The organism is Stutzerimonas stutzeri RCH2, assembly GCF_000327065.1.
Classification (GTDB): Bacteria; Pseudomonadota; Gammaproteobacteria; order Pseudomonadales; family Pseudomonadaceae; genus Stutzerimonas; species Stutzerimonas stutzeri_AE.
In genome coordinates this window covers 1,713,895-1,734,179 of record NC_019936.1, presented here as the reverse complement: position 1 = coordinate 1,734,179, position 20,285 = coordinate 1,713,895, and the positions used below count along the sequence as shown (strand labels likewise).

Annotated in this window: 25 protein-coding genes; 14 read left to right on the top strand and 11 right to left on the bottom strand. The window is 63.2% G+C overall.

The features are described 5' to 3' along the window. Positions 1–82 precede the first annotated feature (82 nt). Positions 83–640 carry a Tll0287-like domain-containing protein gene (locus PSEST_RS07980; RefSeq protein WP_015276490.1) on the top strand — a complete coding sequence of 186 codons (558 nt, stop codon included), beginning with the start codon at positions 83–85 and terminating at the stop codon, positions 638–640. Between the two features lie 179 nt (positions 641–819). Continuing rightward, positions 820–1,575, top strand: a complete 756-nt coding sequence (locus PSEST_RS07975; protein WP_015276489.1) for a sulfite exporter TauE/SafE family protein — start codon at positions 820–822, stop codon at positions 1,573–1,575. Here PSEST_RS07975 and PSEST_RS07970 read toward each other — a convergent pair whose 3' ends face one another. After that, positions 1,576–1,812, bottom strand: a complete 237-nt coding sequence (locus tag PSEST_RS07970) for a DUF1127 domain-containing protein (RefSeq protein ID WP_015276488.1) — start codon at positions 1,810–1,812, stop codon at positions 1,576–1,578. A gap of 96 nt (positions 1,813–1,908) precedes the next feature. Between PSEST_RS07970 and PSEST_RS07965 the strand changes: the two genes are divergently transcribed. Then, the gene (locus PSEST_RS07965; RefSeq protein ID WP_015276487.1) at positions 1,909–2,763 is read left to right on the top strand and encodes a LysR substrate-binding domain-containing protein; all 855 of its coding nucleotides are present in this window, start codon (positions 1,909–1,911) and stop codon (positions 2,761–2,763) included. A gap of 6 nt (positions 2,764–2,769) precedes the next feature. On the opposite strand, the gene PSEST_RS07960 is transcribed toward PSEST_RS07965, so the two are convergent. Beyond that, a complete protein-coding gene (locus PSEST_RS07960; protein ID WP_015276486.1) occupies positions 2,770–3,150 on the bottom strand; it encodes a hypothetical protein in 381 nt (126 codons plus the stop codon). Positions 3,151–3,291: 141 nt separating this feature from the next. Between PSEST_RS07960 and PSEST_RS07955 the strand changes: the two genes are divergently transcribed. Further along, a complete protein-coding gene (locus PSEST_RS07955; protein ID WP_015276485.1) occupies positions 3,292–3,588 on the top strand; it encodes a hypothetical protein in 297 nt (98 codons plus the stop codon). Positions 3,589–3,604: 16 nt separating this feature from the next. Here PSEST_RS07955 and PSEST_RS07950 read toward each other — a convergent pair whose 3' ends face one another. Beyond that, complete coding sequence (locus tag PSEST_RS07950; RefSeq protein ID WP_015276484.1) at positions 3,605–4,936, bottom strand: DEAD/DEAH box helicase; 1,332 nt, start codon at positions 4,934–4,936, stop codon at positions 3,605–3,607. A 150-nt stretch (positions 4,937–5,086) separates the two neighbouring features. On the opposite strand from PSEST_RS07950, the gene PSEST_RS07945 reads away from it, so the two are divergent. Further along, on the top strand, positions 5,087–5,524 hold the full coding sequence (locus PSEST_RS07945) for an anti-virulence regulator CigR family protein (RefSeq protein ID WP_015276483.1): 438 nt from the start codon (positions 5,087–5,089) through the stop codon (positions 5,522–5,524). A 45-nt stretch (positions 5,525–5,569) separates the two neighbouring features. On the opposite strand, the gene PSEST_RS07940 is transcribed toward PSEST_RS07945, so the two are convergent. Continuing rightward, positions 5,570–5,890, bottom strand: coding sequence for a hypothetical protein (locus PSEST_RS07940; RefSeq protein ID WP_015276482.1), 321 nt, complete (start codon positions 5,888–5,890; stop codon positions 5,570–5,572). A gap of 57 nt (positions 5,891–5,947) precedes the next feature. On the opposite strand from PSEST_RS07940, the gene PSEST_RS07935 reads away from it, so the two are divergent. From PSEST_RS07935 to PSEST_RS07925, 3 genes are all read left to right on the top strand, one after another. Continuing rightward, the gene (locus tag PSEST_RS07935) at positions 5,948–6,856 is read left to right on the top strand and encodes a LysR family transcriptional regulator (RefSeq protein ID WP_015276481.1); all 909 of its coding nucleotides are present in this window, start codon (positions 5,948–5,950) and stop codon (positions 6,854–6,856) included. A gap of 28 nt (positions 6,857–6,884) precedes the next feature. Further along, positions 6,885–7,439: a peptidylprolyl isomerase A gene (locus PSEST_RS07930; RefSeq protein ID WP_015276480.1), complete on the top strand. Its 555-nt coding sequence runs from the start codon at positions 6,885–6,887 to the stop codon at positions 7,437–7,439. A gap of 94 nt (positions 7,440–7,533) precedes the next feature. Next, positions 7,534–7,956: a DUF6306 domain-containing protein gene (locus tag PSEST_RS07925; protein WP_015276479.1), complete on the top strand. Its 423-nt coding sequence runs from the start codon at positions 7,534–7,536 to the stop codon at positions 7,954–7,956. A gap of 9 nt (positions 7,957–7,965) precedes the next feature. On the opposite strand, the gene PSEST_RS07920 is transcribed toward PSEST_RS07925, so the two are convergent. The 3 genes from PSEST_RS07920 to tcdA form a co-directional block, all read right to left on the bottom strand. Beyond that, positions 7,966–9,096: a GNAT family N-acetyltransferase gene (locus tag PSEST_RS07920; RefSeq protein WP_015276478.1), complete on the bottom strand. Its 1,131-nt coding sequence runs from the start codon at positions 9,094–9,096 to the stop codon at positions 7,966–7,968. 85 nt (positions 9,097–9,181) lie between these two features. Beyond that, positions 9,182–10,471 (bottom strand): OprO/OprP family phosphate-selective porin, encoded by a 1,290-nt coding sequence (locus tag PSEST_RS07915; RefSeq protein WP_015276477.1) that lies wholly within the window; start codon positions 10,469–10,471, stop codon positions 9,182–9,184. A gap of 168 nt (positions 10,472–10,639) precedes the next feature. Beyond that, on the bottom strand, positions 10,640–11,449 hold the full coding sequence (tcdA, locus tag PSEST_RS07910) for a tRNA cyclic N6-threonylcarbamoyladenosine(37) synthase TcdA (RefSeq protein ID WP_015276476.1): 810 nt from the start codon (positions 11,447–11,449) through the stop codon (positions 10,640–10,642). Between the two features lie 127 nt (positions 11,450–11,576). Here tcdA and dapE point away from each other — a divergent pair, with 127 nt between their 5' ends. The 3 genes from dapE to PSEST_RS07895 are packed head-to-tail and all read left to right on the top strand — an operon-like array spanning position 11,577 to position 13,955. Then, positions 11,577–12,725: a succinyl-diaminopimelate desuccinylase gene (gene dapE, locus PSEST_RS07905; RefSeq protein WP_015276475.1), complete on the top strand. Its 1,149-nt coding sequence runs from the start codon at positions 11,577–11,579 to the stop codon at positions 12,723–12,725. After that, a complete protein-coding gene (locus PSEST_RS07900; RefSeq protein WP_015276474.1) occupies positions 12,719–13,525 on the top strand; it encodes a putative RNA methyltransferase in 807 nt (268 codons plus the stop codon). The genes dapE and PSEST_RS07900 overlap by 7 nt, the downstream gene beginning before the upstream one ends. A gap of 58 nt (positions 13,526–13,583) precedes the next feature. Then, on the top strand, positions 13,584–13,955 hold the full coding sequence (locus PSEST_RS07895; RefSeq protein WP_015276473.1) for a hypothetical protein: 372 nt from the start codon (positions 13,584–13,586) through the stop codon (positions 13,953–13,955). Between the two features lie 101 nt (positions 13,956–14,056). Here the strand turns inward: PSEST_RS07895 and PSEST_RS07890 are convergent, their stop codons facing one another. From PSEST_RS07890 to PSEST_RS07875, 4 genes are all read right to left on the bottom strand, one after another. Continuing rightward, positions 14,057–14,266 (bottom strand): cold-shock protein, encoded by a 210-nt coding sequence (locus PSEST_RS07890; protein WP_003283763.1) that lies wholly within the window; start codon positions 14,264–14,266, stop codon positions 14,057–14,059. A 203-nt stretch (positions 14,267–14,469) separates the two neighbouring features. Continuing rightward, positions 14,470–16,305 carry a GldG family protein gene (locus tag PSEST_RS07885; protein WP_015276472.1) on the bottom strand — a complete coding sequence of 612 codons (1,836 nt, stop codon included), beginning with the start codon at positions 16,303–16,305 and terminating at the stop codon, positions 14,470–14,472. Positions 16,306–16,315: 10 nt separating this feature from the next. Continuing rightward, a complete protein-coding gene (locus PSEST_RS07880) occupies positions 16,316–17,047 on the bottom strand; it encodes an ABC transporter permease subunit (protein ID WP_015276471.1) in 732 nt (243 codons plus the stop codon). Beyond that, positions 17,044–17,967, bottom strand: a complete 924-nt coding sequence (locus tag PSEST_RS07875) for an ABC transporter ATP-binding protein (protein ID WP_015276470.1) — start codon at positions 17,965–17,967, stop codon at positions 17,044–17,046. Before PSEST_RS07875 ends, PSEST_RS07880 begins: the two co-directional genes overlap by 4 nt. A gap of 295 nt (positions 17,968–18,262) precedes the next feature. Between PSEST_RS07875 and blaOXA the strand changes: the two genes are divergently transcribed. The 3 genes from blaOXA to PSEST_RS21555 all read left to right on the top strand — a co-directional run bounded on the left by blaOXA (position 18,263) and on the right by PSEST_RS21555 (position 20,221). Next, positions 18,263–19,033, top strand: coding sequence for a class D beta-lactamase (gene blaOXA / locus PSEST_RS07870; RefSeq protein ID WP_375708243.1), 771 nt, complete (start codon positions 18,263–18,265; stop codon positions 19,031–19,033). A gap of 137 nt (positions 19,034–19,170) precedes the next feature. Next, positions 19,171–19,719, top strand: coding sequence for a hypothetical protein (locus PSEST_RS07865; protein WP_015276468.1), 549 nt, complete (start codon positions 19,171–19,173; stop codon positions 19,717–19,719). A 136-nt stretch (positions 19,720–19,855) separates the two neighbouring features. Beyond that, complete coding sequence (locus tag PSEST_RS21555; RefSeq protein ID WP_015276467.1) at positions 19,856–20,221, top strand: hypothetical protein; 366 nt, start codon at positions 19,856–19,858, stop codon at positions 20,219–20,221. The last annotated feature ends 64 nt before the right edge of the window (positions 20,222–20,285 follow it).

The window sequence follows — 20,285 nt, the reverse complement described above, 5'->3', positions numbered from 1 at the left end:
CGTTTCGCCGCGGCGGCTTGCATCACTGCCCGCGCCCAACGGATACTCCCCCCCCTATATAAACAAGCATACGGAGGTCCCCATGAAATCGCTGTCCCTGTTCGCCCTTGGCTTGTTCACCCTAGGGGTGCACGCAGCTCCTGCCGTCGATAGTGAGCAGCTGCGCAACGAAGCAGCCAGCCTGATCCCGCCGTTCCAGCAGCAGCTGCTCGGCACGGTGAAGCAGGCCATGACCGACGGCGGCCCGGTTCAGGGTGTCGAAGCATGCCAATCGCTGGCACCGAGCATCGCCGAACAACACAGCCAGGCACCGTGGAAAGTCGGTCGCACGGCGCTCAAGTTGCGCAATCCGGACAACGCGCCGGACGCCTGGGAACGCTCCGTGCTGGAGCAGTTCGCCCAACGCGCCGCGGCCGGCGAGCCAATCCAGGAGATCAGGCACGCCGAGGTGGTCGATGGTCAGTACCGTTACATGCAAGCGATCGGCACTGCCGAAGCCTGTCTGGGCTGCCACGGCGAGAAGGTCAAGCCAGAACTACTAAGCCTGCTCGACCAGCATTACCCGCAGGACCAGGCACGTGGCTTCCGTGAAGGTGATCTGCGTGGCGCCTTCACCCTCAGCCGTCCGCTGGCCCCCTGAACTGCCGATCCATACGGGATGACGTGATACCGTCTCGGTTCGCCGTTAGTGGCTGGGAACACGTGTTGACGTGAACGTACCAATGTCATGAGCGACGACCCTGTTTTCAGACGGAGCATCCCAATGAAGTCGGCGACACCAAACAGCCCGCGCGCCCGTCCGGTGGGCCATCTCGCCTGATGGACGTATTGCTGCTGGAAGCACTGGGTATCGGCCTGATCCTCGGGTTGCTGCTCGGGCTGACCGGTGCCGGCGGCTCGCTGGTCGCGCTACCGCTGCTGCTCAGCCTGCACTTGCCTTTGCGCGATGCGATCGGCGTCAGCCTCGGCGCGGTCGCCATGTCCGCGCTGATCGGCGCGATTCCCCGCGCACGTCTCGGCCAGGTCGCCTGGCGCCCGGTGATGTTGCTGGCCATCTGTGGCCTGCCGGGCAATGCCGCCGGCCAATGGCTGGGGCAGTTCATTCCCGAACGCGCGCTGATCATCGGCTTCTGCCTGCTGGTGCTGTGGTCGGCCTGGCGCATGTGGCGTGGCGCCAGCCTGCCGGCGAAGGAGAACGTCGAGGATCATCAGCTGGCGCTGCTGGGTATTGGCGTCGGCGTTGGCCTGCTGTCCGGGCTGATGGGGGTTGGCGGTGGTTTCCTCATCGTGCCGGCGCTGCTCTGGTTCACGTCCTTGTCACTGCTGAGCGCCATGGCCACGTCGATGGCGGTGATCGCCGTGGTCAGCGGCGGCGGTTTCCTGCTCTACCTCAGCGACGCCGAGCCACCGCTGCCGCTGCTTGGCGGACTGGCGCTTGGCGGCGCCATCGGCGTGCTGGCCGGCAATCGCCTGGCGCAGTATCTCAACAGCAGTCTGCTGCAACGGCTGTTCGCCTTGATGCTGGTCATCGTCAGTCTGTCATTGGGCGTGCAGAAGCTGCTGTTGGGTCACTGATCAGCGCCGGTCCGGATCATCCCAGAACGGCCTGCCGGCCTCCTGCTCGATATCGGCGCGGCTGCGACCGATGTCCTTGAGCATTTCGTCGCTGAGGCTGGCAAGTTGTCGCCGCTGGCGCGCCAACTGATTCCAGCGCCGCAGCGTCTGCATGGCCTGCGCTAGCAGAGACGCTGCAGGCCGGTTTGCCGCCTTGGCTGGATGGAAACTATCTGAGGTCAGTTTCTGCGTATTCATCACGGCACCCTCCTCTTTGATTGGCACCAGTCTCTCGCCGGGTTTAAGATCAATCCAACGAATGTTCCTGATGCCATGCATCTCGAGGATTGATGAATGGCCAACTACCCGAATATCGATACCGAGCTGCTGCGCAGCTTTGTCGCTATCGCCGACCATGGCGGTTTCACACGGGCCGCTGCTGCGGTAAACCGCACCCAGTCGGCCGTGAGCATGCAGATGAAGCGCCTGGAAGAGGACGTGTTGCAGCGCCCTTTGTTCGAGCGTAACGGGCGCCAGGTCAGGCTTACGGCCGAAGGTCAGATACTGCTGGGCTACGCACGGCGGATTCTCAAGTTGCATGGTGAAGTCATGACCACGTTGCGCCAGCCGCACATGGTTGGCGCAGTGCGCATCGGCACGCCCGATGACTACGTCATGCGTTTTCTGCCGGGCATTCTCGCGCGGTTTGCCCAGGCATTTCCGCTGGTACAGGTGGAGGTGCATTGCGAACCGTCGAGCCAGCTATTGCAGCGGCGCGATCTCGATCTGAGTATCGTGACTCGCGAGCCAGGCACCGAGATCGGCCAGCTACTGCGGCAAGAACACGTGGTCTGGGCTGCTGCGCCGGGGTTCGATCTGCATGAGCGCCGCCCGTTGCCACTGGCCACCTTCAATACCGATTGCTTCTGCCGGGCCTGGGTATGCAATGCCCTGGACGCGCGGGAGATGGAGTACCGGATCGCCTATAGCAGTCCCAGTCTATCGGCGATCATGGCCGTGGTGGGTGCCGGACTGGCGCTGACCGCGCAGCTGCAAAGCCTGATTCCCGCGGAGCTGCAAATACTCGGCGAAGCGGAAGGGCTGCCCCGGCTGCCGCAGTCCAGCATCGTGCTGCTGCGCAATCCGCAGCAGCAGTCGCCGGTCAGCGAAACGCTTGCAGGTTATATCGTCGACGGTTTTCGTCTGTAACGCAGGTTAGCTGCGGCCGGCGGCCATCTCGTCGAAGACTTCCGGTACCAGCGCCGCGTCCCCCTTGTCGATCAGACGCTGGCGCTGACCGACGTCCTGCGGATTATCAAGGAGCGCCAACAAGCGCGTGCCACGCTCGGTGAGGACGAAGTTCTCGCCGTTGCCGCCCTGTTCCTCCGGTCGAGTGACGATAAATCCACCTTCGAACAGCAGGCTCTCGTAGTCGGCCGCTTCGGCGCGCAGGCTGTCCAGGTTCGGCATCGGCTGGCCTTCGCTCTCCATCTGCGCGGCGTGCTCCTCGGCATAGCGGCGCGGCTTGAAGCTGTCGTTGGCGCTGGTCTGCACTTCATGCAGCAGGCGCTGGATCAGATCCCAGTTGTAGCTCATGGCCATTCTCCCGTGACGGTTGCGCCCCAGAAACGAGGCGCCTGTATATACCGACCGTCTGTGGTGCCAGGGGGTTCGCCGCTGAACTAAAGCGGCTGCGCTGCGATCCACCGTTCAGACCGATTGAGCGAGGAACATGCCATGAAACTGCTGACGATCACGCTGACCGCCGCCCTGCTGGCCAGCCCTGCGGTGCATGCGGCCTGCACCACCGACGAGGTGAATGCCAAGGCCGAGCAGCTGGCACAGCGCATCAACCAGCTCACCGAGAGCAATCCACAGCGCGCGAAGGAAATAAACGAAGAGATTCGCCAGATGGAGGCCAAGCGCACCGCCGACCAGCTGGGCGACGAGTGCGAGGCCTATGACAAACGCCTGCAGCAGATAGAAGAAGCCGAGCGTGAGGCCGACATTCCGCCGGCCGACACGCAGCGCTGAGCCAAACGGCCGACGGTCATTCGGCCGTCGGCTTCTTGCGCTTGAGCGGCGCCATGCCGTCCTGACTCACCACCGGTGATGGGGCTTCTCGCTTGGCGTTCTTTGGACGCTTGGCGGTGGGCTTGGCCTTCTTCTTGTCATCTTTCTTCTTGTCGTCCTTTTTCTTCTTCGGGCCGGCCGCCTTACCGGAGGCCTTGAGGTTCTTCGGCCCCATGTAGCTGCCCTTCAGGCCCTTGACCACTCGATGCTCGAAGCGCTGCTTGAGGTAGCGCTCGATGCTCGACATCAGGTTCCAGTCGTTGTGGCAGATCAGCGAGATCGCCAGCCCCTCGGCGCCAGCGCGCCCGGTACGACCGATGCGGTGCACGTATTCGTCGCCGGAGCGCGGCATATCGAAGTTGATCACCAGATCCAGGCCTTCGATGTCCAGGCCGCGGGCCGCGACATCGGTCGCAACCAGCACCTTGACGCCGCCTTCCTTGACCCGGTCGATAGCCAGCTTGCGGTCCTTCTGGTCCTTGTCACCGTGCAGCACGAACGCCTTCACGCCTTCTGCCACCAGGCGCCCATAGAGGCGGTCAGCCTGCACGCGGGTATTGGTGAAGATGACCGCCTTCTTGTAGGTTTCGTTGGCCAGCAGCCAGTGCACCAGCTTCTCTTTGTGCGCGGTGTCCTCGGCGGTGATGATCTGCTGGCGGGTGCCCTCGCTCAGCTCGCTGATGCGGTTGAGCTGCAGGTGCAGCGGATCGCGCAGCACGCTGGCGGTCATCTCGCGCAGTGCCGAGCCGCCGCTGGTTGCAGAGAACAGCAGGGTCTGTTGGCGCTTGGCGCACTCGCCCACCAGACGTTGCACGTCCTCGGCGAATCCCATGTCGAGCATGCGATCGGCTTCGTCGAGGATCAGCATCTCGACGTCCTTGAGGATCAGCGTGCCGGCATTCAGGTGCTCGATCATCCGTCCCGGCGTGCCGATGAGGATGTCCGGCACCTTGCGCAGCACCGCTGCCTGAACCTTGAAATCCTCGCCGCCGGTGATCATCGCCGACTTGATGAAGGTGAACTGCGAAAAGCGCTCGACCTCCTTGAGCGTCTGCTGCGCCAGCTCCCGGGTCGGCAGCAGAATCAGCGCGCGAACGTCGGTACGCACCACCGCATCGCCAATCAGGCGGTTGAGCATCGGCAGGACGAACGCGGCGGTCTTGCCGCTGCCGGTCTGTGCCGTCACGCGTAGGTCACGCCCTTCCAGCGCCGGCGGAATCGCCGCTACCTGCACCGGGGTCGGCTCGACGAATTTGAGTTCGGCGACGGCCTTGAGCAGGCGTTCGTGCAGGGCGAATTGGTCAAACAAGGGAGCTACCTCGACGGTCTAAAAAATACGATGGCATAGGTTAACCCGTCTGCCGGGCAAAGGCGCGTTCTGTAACAGCCGGCATGTTTTCCCACGCGAACACAGGCTAAGCTGACAAAAGCGAAGCGGCTTAATGCCCAGGAGGTTCGCATGATCTCAACGAAGCGGGGTGCGCTGCTGGCCAGCGTACTTTCATTAGCGCTTTACGCTACGGCTGGCACCGCCCAGCCAGGCAATGACCACCCCGGCAACAAGGGCAGGGGGGATCGCCCCAACGATTACCCGCCCGGATCACAGCAGGATTATCGCTATCGCGCACCCAACGTCGATCTTGGCGCCGTACGGGTAACGCTGCGCGATCATCGCGACCTGCTGGCGCCCGCCTCGTCCCTGCCACCCGGGATCCAGAAAAACCTCGCACGTGGCAAACCACTACCGCCGGGTATCGCCAAGAAAATGGACAGTCGCCTGCTGGGACGCCTGCCGCACTATGAAGGCTACGAGTGGAAACAGCTGGGCCGCGATGTGATTCTGGTGGCTATCGCGACCGGCATCGTTCACGAAATCCTGGAAAACATACTGGATTGATGCAGCCGGCGCGGTGGGTCGGTACTCGCGGCAATGCAACGAGGCCTATTGCGGCTCACAGGTCAGCTTGACGCGAAGACGGATCACGTCGCGTTTGAACTTCGACGTCAGCGCCTTGCGCTCCCCCGGTTGCAGCTCCGTGCGCCGGGTACGCGGCGCTTCCGGGCCATTCTGAAACACGGCGGTGCACACCGCGGCCGTTTCGCCGTAGTTGAGCAGCAGCAACCCGGCCAGGTCGCGGTCGATCACCTGCGGAGTGACATTGATGTCTGCGCCATTGAGTTGCTGATCGACATCTATCGGATAGGTCGCGGCATGGGCGGTAAGCGGTAACAAGGCAAAGAGCAGGTAACCGATTGTTTTCATTTGACTGGGCTCCTCGATAGAGCGGCCAGCGTAACAGACCCTATAGGAAGCGAAGGAATGAAAGTGCCCCGTGTGACGCTCGATCAGTGGCGCACCCTGCAGGCGGTCATCGATCACGGCGGCTTCGCCCAGGCGGCCGAAGCGCTGCATCGGTCGCAGTCCTCGGTCAGCTATACCGTGGCGCGCATGCAGGAGCAGCTCGGCGTACCACTGCTGCGTATCGATGGCCGCAAGGCGGTACTGACCGAAGCGGGCGAAGTGCTTCTGCGACGCTCCAGGCAGCTGGTCACCCAAGCCAGCCAGCTGGAAGAACTCGCGCATCACATGGAGCAAGGCTGGGAAGCCGAGGTGCGGCTGGTGGTCGACGCAGCCTACCCCAGCGCCAAGCTGATCCAGGCACTCAGCGAATTCATGCCGAAGAGCCGCGGTTGCCGTGTCCGCCTGCGCGAGGAAGTGCTCTCAGGCGTCGAGGAAGTGTTGAAGGACGGCACCGCGGACCTGGCGATCAGCGGCCTGGACATCACCGGTTACCTGGGCAGCGAGCTCAGCACCGTGGAGTTCGTCGCCGTGGCGCACGCCAACCATCCCCTCCATCAGCTGGGGCGCAAGCTCAGCGTGCAGGATCTGCAGAGCCAGATGCAGATCGTGGTGCGCGATACCGGTCTGCGCCAACCCCGTGATGCCGGTTGGCTCGGTGCTGAGCAGCGCTGGACGGTAGGCAGCCTGGCGACGTCGGTGGCCTTCGTCAGCAGCGGGCTGGGCTTCGCCTGGCTGCCGAAACACCTGATCGAGCGAGAGCTGGCCGAAGGCATTCTCAAGCCGTTGCCGCTCGTCCAAGGCAGCATTCGCCGGCCACTGTTCTATCTCTACACTAACCATGATCGACCACTTGGTCCGGCTACCCGGATTCTCATCGAGCTGATCAAGACGTACGATGCCGGGCAGGCCACTACACTGGCCGGCTGACCGCACCCACAACATCAGGAAAGAAATCATGTTGAAACGCATCGCCCTCGCCGCCTGCTCCCTACTGCTGGCCGGCAACCTGCTTGCCGCTGAAAATCCCCGCGTGCTGTTGAACACCAGCCTGGGTGAGATCGAACTGGAGCTCGAAGCGGAAAAGGCACCGATTAGCGTCGAGAACTTTCTCGGTTACGTAGACAGCGGTTTCTATGACGGCACCGTCTTCCACCGTGTTATTCCGGGCTTCATGGTCCAGGGCGGCGGCTTCGGCGAAGGCTTGAACCAGAAACCGACCAAGGCCCCGATCAAGAACGAGGCCGACAATGGCCTGCACAACGTGCGTGGTACCGTGGCGATGGCCCGGACCCAGAACGTGAATTCGGCGACCAGCCAGTTCTTCATCAACCATCGTGACAACGATTTCCTCGACCACGGCAGCCGTGACTTCGGCTACGCGGTGTTCGCCAAGGTCGTACGCGGCATGGACGTGGTCGACCAGATCGCCCAGGTACCCACGGGCAACCGCGCCACGATGCAAAACGTACCGCTGACCCCGGTGAAAATCATCACCGCGAAGAAGCTTTGACCCCCCAGGGGCCGGCTCGCCGGCCCTTCTCTTTTATGGCGGCCCTTACAAGGCGTCGCCTTTGCGAACCCCTCAACCAACAGGAGATCGCGACATGACCACCCCGCAAAGCCCGCTGAACACACCGGAAGGCCAAGCCCAGCTGCTGCAGGATCTACTCAGCGCTGAACGCGCGGGCGCCAAGGTTGCCGGTGAGTCGCTACAACAGCCGTGCACACCGGAACAACGGCAGCTGCTCGAGCAGGTCCGCCAAGGGGAGATCGAGAGCTGCAAGCTGCTGCTCAACTGCCTGCAGCACCTGGGCCTGGAACCCAACAAGGACACCGGCGCCTTCTACGGCAAGGCGATGGCTATCGAATCGCTGGACGAGCGTCTGCCCTTCATCGACAGGGGTCAGCAGTGGGTGATCCGCAAACTGCGCGAGTACCTGCCGGGATGCCAGGACCCGCTGCTGCGTAGCGAACTGCAACGCATGCTGCTGATCCACGAGGAGAACAGCGCCGCCTCCCACGCCTGAGACAAACGACTAGCTGCCGGCCTGCCGGTACGGCAGCGCCTGGCGCGCCGCCTCGGCGTACGCCAGCACGCCCGCACGCTCCTGCTGCAGGAAATCCGCCACTGCCGCGCGCAAGCCGGGGTGCTGTAGATAATGCCAGGAGCGCGTGATCACCGGCTCGAAGCCACGAATGAGCTTGTGCTCACCCTGCGCCCCGGCATCGAACCGCTCCAGGCCGCCCGCGATGGCCTGATCGATACCCTGGTAGAAGCACGTCTCGAAGTGCAGCCGGTCGAACTCCGCCAGACAACCCCAGTAGCGGCCATACAGGCCTTGTTCGTTGCGCAGGCTGAAGGCCATCGCCACCGGCCGCGAACCCTGCAGGGCCAGCACCACACGAATCGCCTGCGGCATGCGTTCGGCCAGCAGGCTGAAAAACTGGCGGGTCAGGTACGGAGTCTGCCCGCGGACCTGATAAGTGTTGGCGTAGCAGGCATAGACGAAATCCCATTCCGCTTCGCAGAGCTGATGGCCTTCGCGCCAATCGAACGTGATGCCCTGCCCTGCGACCTGTTCGCGTTCCTTGCGTAGCTGCTTGCGCTTGCGCGAGGTCAGTGCGTCAAGAAAATCCTGAAAGTCGCGATAGCCGCGGTTATGCCAATGAAACTGACAGCCGATGCGCTCCAACCAGCCGTCCCGGCCCGCCAGCAGCTGGTCAGCCTCGGGCTCGGTGAAATTCACGTGCAGCCCGGAGAGCTCGTGCCGCTCCAGCCCATCGGTCAGCACATCGAGCAGTGCCCCTGCGCTTTCCACATCACCCAGCAATCGGCCGCCAGTGACCGGAGTAAACGGCACTGCGCAGAGCAGCTTGGGGTAGTAGCCGATACCGGCGCGCTGGCAGGCATCCGCCCAGGCCCAGTCGAACACGTACTCACCGTAGGAATGGCTCTTGCGATACAACGGCAACGCCGCCTGCAACTCACCCAGCTCGTTACGCAACAGGACATGGGCGGGCTGCCAGCCACTGCGCCCGCCCACACTGCCGCTGTCTTCCAGCGATGAGAGGAAGGCATGGCGCAGGAAGGGCTGGGTATCGGCCAGCAAGGCATCCCATTCGGCGGGATCGAGTTCGGCGAGGCGGTGCAGGGTCTGGATAGGCATGGATCGCAGTCTGGCCTGTCGCGCAGACGAAAAAAAGCCCCGCCAAGGCGGGGCTCAAATGGAGCATCACGGATGAGGGTGATGTTTAGAACACGTACTGGGCACGCAGGCTGATGGCATCGCCATCGTCGTCGCCGTTGGCGTTGACCACGTCATCCACACTGGTCTTCAGGTAGTTGGCCGAGAGCTTGACCGACTCGTTGGCGTACCAGTTGAGACCGATGGTGTGAGTCTTCGCACCTGCTTCTGCGCTATCCAGGGCACCGACATAACCGCTCGGTGCAACACCGGTTTCATCGACGGTGATGTCGTCGAAGCGGTAGAACACTTCCCAGGCACCGATCTGCTTGTTCTCCGGCTTGATCTTGTCGAACTTGCCGCCATCGAGCTTGTAGGAGCGCGACTCACCGGTGAGGGTGTACGCCAGCTGGACGTTGTAGCCGGTGGCTTCGAGGTCTTCGAAACCTTCCATGGCGTCGACGGTACGGGTCAGGTATTCGCCCTGCACCGAGAACGGGCCGATCATGTAGGCCGCCTCCAGGCCCCAGGCCTGATCGGTGCCGTCGGTGCGAGTGCCGCCGAAGGTGGCGCGGTTGCCGTTGGCACTGTCTTCGGTGGTGCCACGCACGGACAGGCGCGGACGAATGCGTTCCAGGTAACCTTCTTCCAGGTCACGCTGACCGAAGCTCGCGCCCAAGTGCAGCACCTGGTCCTTCTCGACGATCGGAGCTACCACGCCACGCAGCACGAAGCTGGTGTTGTTGGCGCCATCTTCGTCCTCGAGCATGTCGACGCCGTCGCCACCATCCTGACGATAGGCACCGGCCTCGCCGTGGAACATGCCGACAGTGGTACGCACGCGGATGCCTTCGCCGTCTTCGTGGTCGTTCAGCCAGGGCGCCAGGTCATAGATCGCAGAGCGCTCGATGGCGGTGATCCACTTCGAGCTGACCGCCTCCTCCAGGCCGAATGTCGGAATGATACGGCCAATCGAAACCTGGACCGGCTCCCAGCCGTTGTAGTGGATGGCCAGCTCTTGCCAATCGCTGGAATCGTTGCCAAAGTTGCGGTGGAAGGTGTAGCCCCAATCGGTGAAGGCAACACCGGAAATCTCCAGACGCGCACGACGGAAATAGGTCTCGTCTGCGCGCTCGCCGTTCTGGGTGTAGAAACCATCGAAGCTGTCGGCATCAGCCTGCAGGCGGCCATTGATCTTGAACGAGAACTCCTTGTCGGTGGTTCCGACCTCCAGGCCGCCCTTGGTCTTGATAACGAGATCGGCGCCGTCGGTGGTGACGGTACCGGCGAAAGCCTGGGCGGAAACGGCCAGAGCCAGAGCGCTGGCAGCGAAACCGGCGAAGTGCTTACGGATCATCCAAAATTCCCCTTTATGTTTAGCGTCGGAAACACACGAGATGGGCTCTTTGTGTTGGGGGGAATCTTGGCGACGGCGTATGTCAGCCAAATGGCTGATATGTAAAGCTTTTGTGACAGCGGAACTTTCCGTGGAGCCGCATCACAGAGCGGCTGAGGCACTTTTTCGTCAGCTGCGAACGTTGCGCTCGCTGGGGCGTCGGGCTCCGGCGACCAGCTTGTCGACGGCCCTGGCGGCTGCAACCATGCCGAAACTGGCGGTCACCATGGTCACCGCGCCGAAGCCTCCGGCGCAGTCGAGCTTGACCCCCTCGCCAACGAAGCTCTTGCTCTGGCACACGCCGCCGTCCGGCTTCGGGTAGCGCAACTGCTCCGTGGAGAACACACAGGGCACGCTGTAGGTGCGCCCCGGCGTGCGCGAGAAGTTGTATTCGCGACGCAGCAGCGAGCGCACCTTTGCCGCCAGCGGATCGTTGAAGGTCTTGTTCAGATCAGTGACCTGGATCTGTGTCGGATCGACCTGCCCGCCGGCTCCGCCGGTGGTGATGATCTGGATCTTGCGGCGCTTGCACCAGGCGATCAGCGCCGCCTTGGCCGACACGCTGTCGATGCAGTCGATGACGCAGTCCATGTCTTCGGTGATGTACTCGGCCATGGTTTCGCGGGTGACGAAATCCGCCACTGCATGAACCTGGCAGGCCGGGTTGATGGCGCGAATACGTGCGGCCATCTCGTCGACCTTGGCTTTGCCCACTGCGCCATCGAGGGCGTGAATCTGCCGGTTGGTATTGGTGATGCACACATCGTCCAGGTCGAACAGGCTGATCTCGCCTACCCCGCTGCGCGCCAGCGCCTCGGCCGCCCACGAGCCGACGCCACCGATGCCGACCACCGCCACATGCGCAGCCGTCAGCCGCTCGAGGCCGACGCGGCCATACAGGCGGGCAATACCGCCGAAACGCTGATCATCGATAGACATGCCGACTCCCCGGAAAAAACCTGGCGATTATAAGACCTCACGACGCCACGACCACTGCATCCGGCCGTCACCGAGGACATGGCTTTGCTTTAATATGGCGCCCTTTCCCCGCCGCATCGGAGCCCTGATGACCGCCCCTGCCCTTTCCCCGACCCTCGAACTCGCCTGCGAGCTGATCAACCGCCCCTCGGTCACACCGCTGGACGAAGGCTGCCAGCAGCTGATGACCCAGCGCCTGGCGGCCTGCGGCTTCGCCATCGAGCCGATGCACATCGAGGACGTGGAGAATTTCTGGGCGATTCGCGGCAGCGAAGGCCCGGTACTGTGTTTCGCCGGCCATACCGACGTGGTCCCGACCGGCCCGCTGCAGGCCTGGCAGAACCCGCCGTTCAGTGCGCGCATCGACGAGCAGGGGATGCTGCACGGGCGCGGCGCGGCAGACATGAAAGGCAGCCTGGCAGCCATGGTAGTCGCGGTGGAGCGCTTCACCGCTGCTCATCCGGATCACAAGGGGCAGATCGCCTTTCTCATCACCAGCGACGAAGAAGGTCCGGCGCACCACGGCACCAAGGCCGTGGTCGAGCGCCTGCGCGAACGTGGCCAGCGCCTGGACTGGTGCATCGTCGGCGAACCGTCAAGCACGACGCTGGTAGGCGACGTGGTGAAGAACGGTCGCCGCGGCTCGCTGGGCGGCACACTCACCGTGCGCGGCCAGCAGGGCCATGTCGCCTATCCGCATCTGGCGAAGAATCCGATCCACCTGGCTGCGCCGGCGCTGGCAGAACTGGCCGCGGAGCATTGGGACGATGGTAATGCCTTCTTCCCGCCGACCAGCTTCCAGATCTCCAACCTGAACGCCGGCACCGGCACGACCAACGTGATTCCCGGCACGCTGGAAGCAGTATTCAACTTCCGCTTCTCCACCGAATCCACCGTCGAGCAGCTCAAGCAACGCACCGCGGCGATTCTCGACAAGCACGGCCTGGACTGGAACGTCGAGTGGGCCCTGTCCGGCCTGCCCTTCCTCACCGAGCCGGGCGCGCTGCTCGACGGCGTGGCCAAGGCGATCCGCAGCGTTACCGGCCGTGAGACCACACCATCCACCAGCGGCGGCACCTCGGATGGCCGCTTTATCGCCACCCTCGGTACGCAGGTGGTCGAACTCGGCCCGGTGAATGCGACCATCCACCAGGTCGACGAGCACATCCTCGCCAGCGATCTCGATCTGCTCACCGACATCTACTATCTGACCCTGGTGAACCTGCTCGCATGCTGATCTGCCCGATCTGCCAGGCGCCGTTGAGTGCGCTCGACAACGGTGTAGCCTGCCCGGCCAACCACCGTTTCGACCGCGCGCGCCAGGGTTACCTGAACCTGCTCCCAGTGCAGCACAAGAACAGCCGCGACCCCGGCGACAACCAGGCCATGGTCGAAGCACGGCGACGCTTTCTCGACGGCGGCCACTACGCGCCGCTGGCCCGGCGCTTGGCCGGACTGGCCGCCGAGCGAGCACCGCAACGCTGGCTGGATATCGGCTGTGGCGAGGGCTACTACACCGCGCAAATCGCCGACGCATTGCCGCACGCGGACGGCTATGCCCTGGACATCTCTCGCGAGGCGATCAAGCGCGCCTGCAAGCGGGCGCCACAGCTGGAATGGCTGGTCGCGAGCATGGCCCGGGTGCCGTTGGCCGATGCCAGTTGCGATCTGCTGGCCAGCGTGTTCAGCCCGCTGGACTGGCAGGAAGCGCGACGCCTGCTCACGCCCGGCGGCGGACTGCTGCGCATGGGGCCGACCCGCGAGCATCTGTGGGAGCTGCGCGCGCGGCTCTACGACGAGGTGCGCGACTACGATGACGAGAAGCACCTGTCGCTGATTCCCGAAGGCATGCGCCTGGCCCATAGCGAAACCCTCAGCTACGAGCTGCAACTGGACGATGCCCAAGCCCGTGCCGACCTGCTGGCGATGACCCCGCATGGCTGGCGCGCCAGCGCCGAACGCCGTGCGGCGGTGATCGAAAGTCACCTCAGCGTGCGGGTTGCGATACGCTACGACTGGATCGAACGCACGTCCTAGCATTCGTCTTTTGCTCGACCACTGAAGAACCTTGCTTCACCACATAAGGCAGTCGCCCATGCGTCAACCCGATATCGAGATCTACCTCAGGGATGCCAGCCAACAAGCGGTTGGTGAATGGCTGGCCCAGGCCATCGGTCCGTGCACGGACTGGCAGCAGAAAGGCCAGACCTTCAAGTGCAGCGCCGCCGGGATTCCAGTGACCTGGCTGCCGAAGGCGGTGGGCAAATGGCATTGCCTGCTGCTGGAAAGCGACGCCACGCCTTGGGCGGACGACCTCGCTTGCGCCCGCGCCGCTCACGCCGCCTTGGGCGTGGAGATCCGTTGCGCGCCGGGCGGCTGGCAGGAAGAGGAAGCCGTCGAAGTGGCCGACCGCTGGATCCGCATCAGCGATGACGGCGAAGAGGAGATCGTCTGGCACACGGGCTGACCGCGGCCTTCTTCATCGCTTATCGGTGCCGGGCTGAACTACCCGGCGCGTAGAAAACAAAGCCCGTCACATGGACGGGCTTTGTCATTGTGCAACCGAAGTCAGACGCCGGCGACGTCTTCGGCCTGCAGGCCCTTCTGGCCCTGAGTCACCGAAAACTCCACCTGCTGCCCTTCGGCCAGCGAGCGGTGGCCGTCGCCACGGATGGCGCGGTAATGCACGAACACGTCGGCGCCATTACCCCGCTGAATGAATCCGTAGCCTTTTGCATCGTTGAACCATTTGACGGTTCCTGTCTCGCGCTCAGCCATTACCACTTCTCCAACTCGCTTTTTGTTATTCCTCGGAAGAGGGGTCTACGACCGCGTCTCGTGCAGTTGCTTCAGCGCAAATGCGACTCGAACGCAGCCGTTGCCGGAGTATAAAACAACGATTTTGGCTGTCAGCCTCTTTTTTCCAAGGCCCTTTCTTGTCTCTGCGCCAGCCCCGATCAGCGCCGGGGCAGGCGCTTGGATCAGGCGCTGCGCCGGCGGCGCCACAGCCACAACGCCAGCACGCCCAGCGTCAGCACCAACGGCACCAGAGCGATATTGGCGAACTTGAGCGTACGCCCGAGCGCCTCGATGTCGGCGTTGAGCTGGTAGCGCACCTCGCGCAGTTCCTTGCGGATACGCACCTTTTCCTGCATGAACTGGCGTAACGCCTGCTCCTGCTCAGCGGTCAGTTCCAGCGCCTGCTCCGGGTCCGGGCTCTGCAGCTCGGCAAGCTTCTGCTCGGTATCGGCCAGGCGTTGCTGCAGGACCTCTTCCTTCTCGCGGAAGCGGTTCTCGGCCTGACGCTGCAAGGCCTCCACCACCACGAACGGGCGGGTGAAGCGACCGCGAGAGCGCACGCTGATCAGCGCATCGGTGCCGGACAGATTGTCCAGCGCGTTGATCACGAAGGCCCCGTTGTCGGCCCAGGGCTGCGGGATGCGCTGACCGAAGAAGTCCTGCACCTGCACCCACATCCGATCACTCAACATATCGGTGTCGGCCACCGCGATGACATTGATGTTCTGGCTCTCCTGAATGCCCTTCTCCCGACCCTCAATGCCGTCAGGGAACGCTGTCTTCGCCGGGCCCTGGATGCGTGCCGCCAGGGTATAGCGCTCGCCGGTCGGCTCCAGACCGAGCAGCAGGGTTTCCGGGTTGTCCAGCGTGGCAAAGCGCTCGGCCTCGACCGGCATGCTGTACTCGGAACTGCTGAACAGCGGCGTGAAACGCGTCGTCGCATCTTCCAGTGGCTCGAGAATGCCGGCGCTGGCCACGGTGATGTTCTCCAACGCCGCGGTGGTCACGTCATCCTGGTCCAGCGCGCTGCGCGGCAGGCTCAACCAGCCCGCATGGCGCACCGGATGGCGTTCCGCGCCCATGCCCACCGACATGGCATAGGCCCCGTCGGCCAATGCGCGCTGCGGCACCATGCGCACGCCCCAGGCCTTGAACAGCGGCTCGAGGTCCGAGGCACGCTCCTCGCCGAACTCGCCCGGGCCGATGCCCATGCCCGGGTCCGCTTCGCTATGCGGATCGAGGAACACCAGCAGCTTGCCGCCACGCAGGACGAACTGGTCGATGGCGTATAGCGTCTGCTCCGGGAGATCCTTCGGATGAATCAGCAGCAGCACCGATACGTTGGTCGGGATCAGGTCCACATCACGACGCAGGCTCTCGATATGGAACAGCTGGCGGACCTCCTCCAGCACCATCCACGGCGGCGTCGCCTGTTGTGTGCGCATGTCGAAGCCACCGGTCAGCTGCAATCCGGACAGCACACCGACCACCGGCAGTTCACCGGCTGCCAGGCTCTGCACCAAGCGGCTGATTTCGTATTCGAGGAACTCCTCCTGATCCAGCGGGAAGAACGGGATGATCTGCGTGCCGCCCTCGGCGTTGGTTCCAGCCAGACCGAAGTAGACCTTGTCGCCGCCCTGGTTGAGCGGTACCGCCTGCAGACCAAACTCGGCCGCGCGGTCCTCCTCCTCGGAAAACGGTTGCGGGTCGATCACGTGCAGCTTGAGCTTGCCGCCGGAAGCACGCTGATAGGCCTTGAGCATCTCCTCGACACGACGCGCGTAGTTACGCAGCGCTACCAGGTCCTTGGCGGTCTCGTCCGAATAGAAGAAGTGCAGTTCGATAGGCGTCTGCAAGCCATCGAGAATGCGCTCGGTCCCCTCGGAGATGGTGTAGAGCTTCTGCTCGGTCAGATCGAGCCGGGCATTGGTCAGAAGCGTGCCGGAAAGACCGTTGAACGCCAGGAAGGCCAGCGCGATCAGCAGCAGCCCGGCACCGGAATAGATGAGTCGTTTCATATCTGTTCCCTCAGGCGGCTTTCTTCAGATCGACGACCACCGCAGTGGCCGCCAGCCAGGCGACGATCAGCGTGACGAAATACAGCAGGTCACGCAGGTCGATCACACCCTTGCTGATGGAATCGAAACGGATCAGGAAGCTCAGCGAAGCCACCGCATCGATCAGCCACTGCGGGGCCCAGGCAAGCGCATCGAGCACCATCGGCAGGCCGCTGACGATAAACAGGAAGCACACCGCTACCGAGAGGATGAAGGCGATCACCTGATTCTTCGCCAGCGCCGACATGCAGGAACCGATCGCCAGAAAGGCACCGGCCAGCAGCCAGCTGCCGAGGTAGCCGGCGACGATCACGCCGTTGTCCGGCTCGCCCAGGTAGTTGACGGTGATGACCATCGGAAACGTCAGCAGCAAGGCGATCCCGGCGAACACCCAGGCAGCGAGGAACTTGCCGCCAACCGCTTCGAAACGGGTGATCGGCAAGGTCATCAGCAATTCGATGGAGCCCGACTTGCGCTCCTCTGCCCACAGGCGCATGGCGATCGCCGGCACCAGGAACAGATAGAGCCAGGTATGGAAGCTGAAGAATGGCGTCAGATCAGCCTGGCCGCGCTCGTAGAAGCCGCCCAGGTAGAAGGTGAAGACCCCGGACAGCACCAGAAAGATGACGATGAATACATAGGCGAGCGGGGTGGCGAAGTAGCTGCCCAACTCACGCTTGAAGATAACCGGCAACTGGGTCATAGCGACTCCCCACGGGTCAGGTTACGGAACACCTCATCCAACCGGCCGCGCTCGACGTCCAGCTCCCTCACCACCCAACCCTGCTGAGTGATCAGCGCGTTGACCTGCGGAAAGATCACCTGCCCCGGCTGCGCCAGCACCGTCAGGCTGTGCTCGCGCTCGTTGCGCTCGACCCCGGCGACACCCGGCAGCGCGGCCAGGGCGACATCATCCAAGGGGCCGTCGCTGACCAGCGTGACCGCCTGGTGATACTTCGAACGGCTTTCCAGCTCCAGCGGCGTGCCGTCGGCCACCAGCCTGCCGTGGGCGATCACCACCGCGCGGGTGCACACCGCGCTGACCTCTTCGAGAATGTGCGTGGAAATGATGACGATCTTGTCCTGCGCCAGGCCCTGGATCAGCTGCCGCACCTGATGCTTCTGGTTCGGATCGAGGCCATCGGTAGGCTCGTCGAGAATCAGCACCTTGGGGTCATGCAGAATTGCCTGCGCTAGGCCGACGCGGCGCTTGAAGCCTTTGGACAGCGTCTCGATGGACTGTCCCAGCACATTCTCCAGCTCTACCTGCGCCACTGCGGCTTCGACCCGCTGGCGCTTGTCCGCACCGCGAAAGCCACGAACCTCGGCGATGAACTCGAGAAAGCTGCGAACGGTCATGTCGCCATAACAGGGGGCGCCCTCGGGCAGATAGCCGATCTGTCGCTGGGCCTGCAATCTCTGAGTCTGGATGTCGTGGCCGAGAATGCTGGCAGTGCCGGAGGTCGGCGCGAGAAAGCCGGTCAGCATCTTCATCGTGGTGGATTTTCCCGCGCCATTCGGGCCGAGGAAACCCAGCACCTCGCCACGCTGGACCTGGAACGACAGGTCGTCTACCGCCGTGTGCTGGGCGAAACGCTTGGTCAGGTTGCTTATTTCGATCATGGACTCTCACCAGTGCGCTGAAGGCCTGGCGCGCCGCCCGTGCGACACGGCCCAGACCCTGCAAAAATGCCGGCGGAACTATAAGAACAGCTACCGGACGAATGCAACCGGGCCAGCAGCATGGATAGCTTGCCGAAAGTTGCAGGATTGGCAGCCTAGACGCCCTTCCCATCAGGTTACTATCCGCCGGCAAGTGCTTCTGTCTGACTCAATGTTGCGCGGTGTCAGCTGCATCGACCTACGCTAGCCCGCAGCATCCGCCTTCCATACTCCGGTGTCCGTCGTGCCTGTCCTGCTGCTGTCTCTGCTACTGCTCGCTTCCCCCGGCTTCGCCTATGCGGACGATGGGACGATTGCCCGTCTGTTCGAACGTGCGGGCGTCGAGGGGACACTGGTGATCGAGTCGGCCACCACCGGCCAGCGCTACGTGCACAACGAGGCCCGCGCAAAGCAGCCGTTCACCGCCGCATCCACCTTCAAGGTGCTGAACACCCTGATCGCGCTGGAGGAAGGTGCCATTACCAGGGCGGACGAGGTCATCGCGTGGGACGGCACCCACTACGAGATCGAAGACTGGAACCGCGACCAGACCTTGAAAAGCGCATTCAGGGTCAGTTGCGTCTGGTGCTACCAGTGGCTGGCCCAGCGGGTGGGCGCGGCAGTCTATCCGCGCCACATCCGCCAGGCACACTACGGACAGCTGCGCGAGCCCTTCAATGGCACCGAGTTCTGGCTGGATGGCTCGCTGAGCATCAGCGCCGAACAGCAGGTCGCATTTCTCCAGCGCATCGTCGAGCGCAGCCTCCCGTACCGTTCGAGCAGTTACGACACCCTCAAGACCATCATGCTCGTCGACAGCACGCCGGCTTACCGCCTGTATGCCAAGACCGGCTGGGCTACCCGCAGCACGCCGGGTATCGGCTGGTATGTCGGCTATGTCGAGCTGGACGAGAATACCTGGCTGTTCGCCTTGAACATCGATACCCGCGGCGCCACGGATCTGCCGCTGCGCCAGCAGATCGTTCTGCAGGCACTGCGCGCCAAAGGGCTTCTTCCGCCACGCTGAGGGCGGCACGGCAGCTCGCTTGCAGCGTGCATCGCCACATCTCCCTACCGCAAAGGCACTACACTGGCAAAAGGCCGTCATCCCGCAACCACGCTGTGACAACCGTGTCATCCAAACCACCGAGTTGGAGTACCGTCATGAACAGATCGCTTCTGGCTGTGCTGGCGCTGGGATCGTTGCTCAGCGGTTGTGGCTCGACCCATCTCTACCCCAATGATGTACCGCCCAGCTCGCTACGGTTGGTTCAGGTCGTCGACGTTGCAAGCAGCGCCGCGTTGGCACAAGACAAGATATTCCTTGCCGAGCTCGAGCGAACCGGCATACCTCGCAGCGATATCCGCGACGGTCACATCATCATCGGGCGCGTCTATTGCTGTGGCGGCAGTGCAGAATACCCAACGCGCCAGTACGCTTTCGTACCCGCCTCGCTTGTCATCGAGCCTCTCGATATCGTCGAAGTACGCGCCGGCACCCCGCCGTCGAGTGGCAACCGCGCAACAGCCAACCGGGTGACTCGCATCGTTCAGAAGCACGATGCACCGACCAGGCAGTGCGCCTGGGTTCCGCCAGATCCAGGCCTATGGATGCGCGTGCTGTATTGCGAATGGATGGTGGAACAAGGCTGGATCGAGCAGACGGGCTGGAATCACACCTGGCTGAAGCCCACCGCAACGCCTGACGAATGAGCTGCCACAATTGGGCCGCAGCACGCCTGCGTCAGCAGGCCGCCCTGAACTACTCGAATGGCAGCCTCTATACTCACAGGACGGTGCGGATCGTGACCTGTGATCCGCGTTTCATGTCACCAACGAGCCCTATCTCATGAACAGAACAGTTCTTATCACCCTGGCCGCCGCCACGATTGCAGTTGCCACGGCAAGCCATGCGCAAGGCCCTGGGCAGGAAGGCAAAGGCAAGAATCGTTACGAGCAGAGCCAGCCAGCTGGCAAGGGACAGGCGGAGAAATCCAAGGCAAACGAACGACGTGAAACGCTCCAGCAAAAGGAGCGGGAGACTGTTCAGCAACGCGATCGCGCGCGTGAGCATCAAACAGACGGCAAAGGCCTGGAGAAACAGCAGGACAAGAAACAGGGCCAGGTCCAGAAGGAACTGGAGCGCGGTTCGGAACAGGGACAGGAATCACGCGAAGAACGACGCAAATGGTGGCGATTCTGGGGCAACGAATAATCGATGTACCGGCGGCATCGCTACCCGAGCGCCGCCAGCTGAGCTGAATACCGCCGAAGGGTTT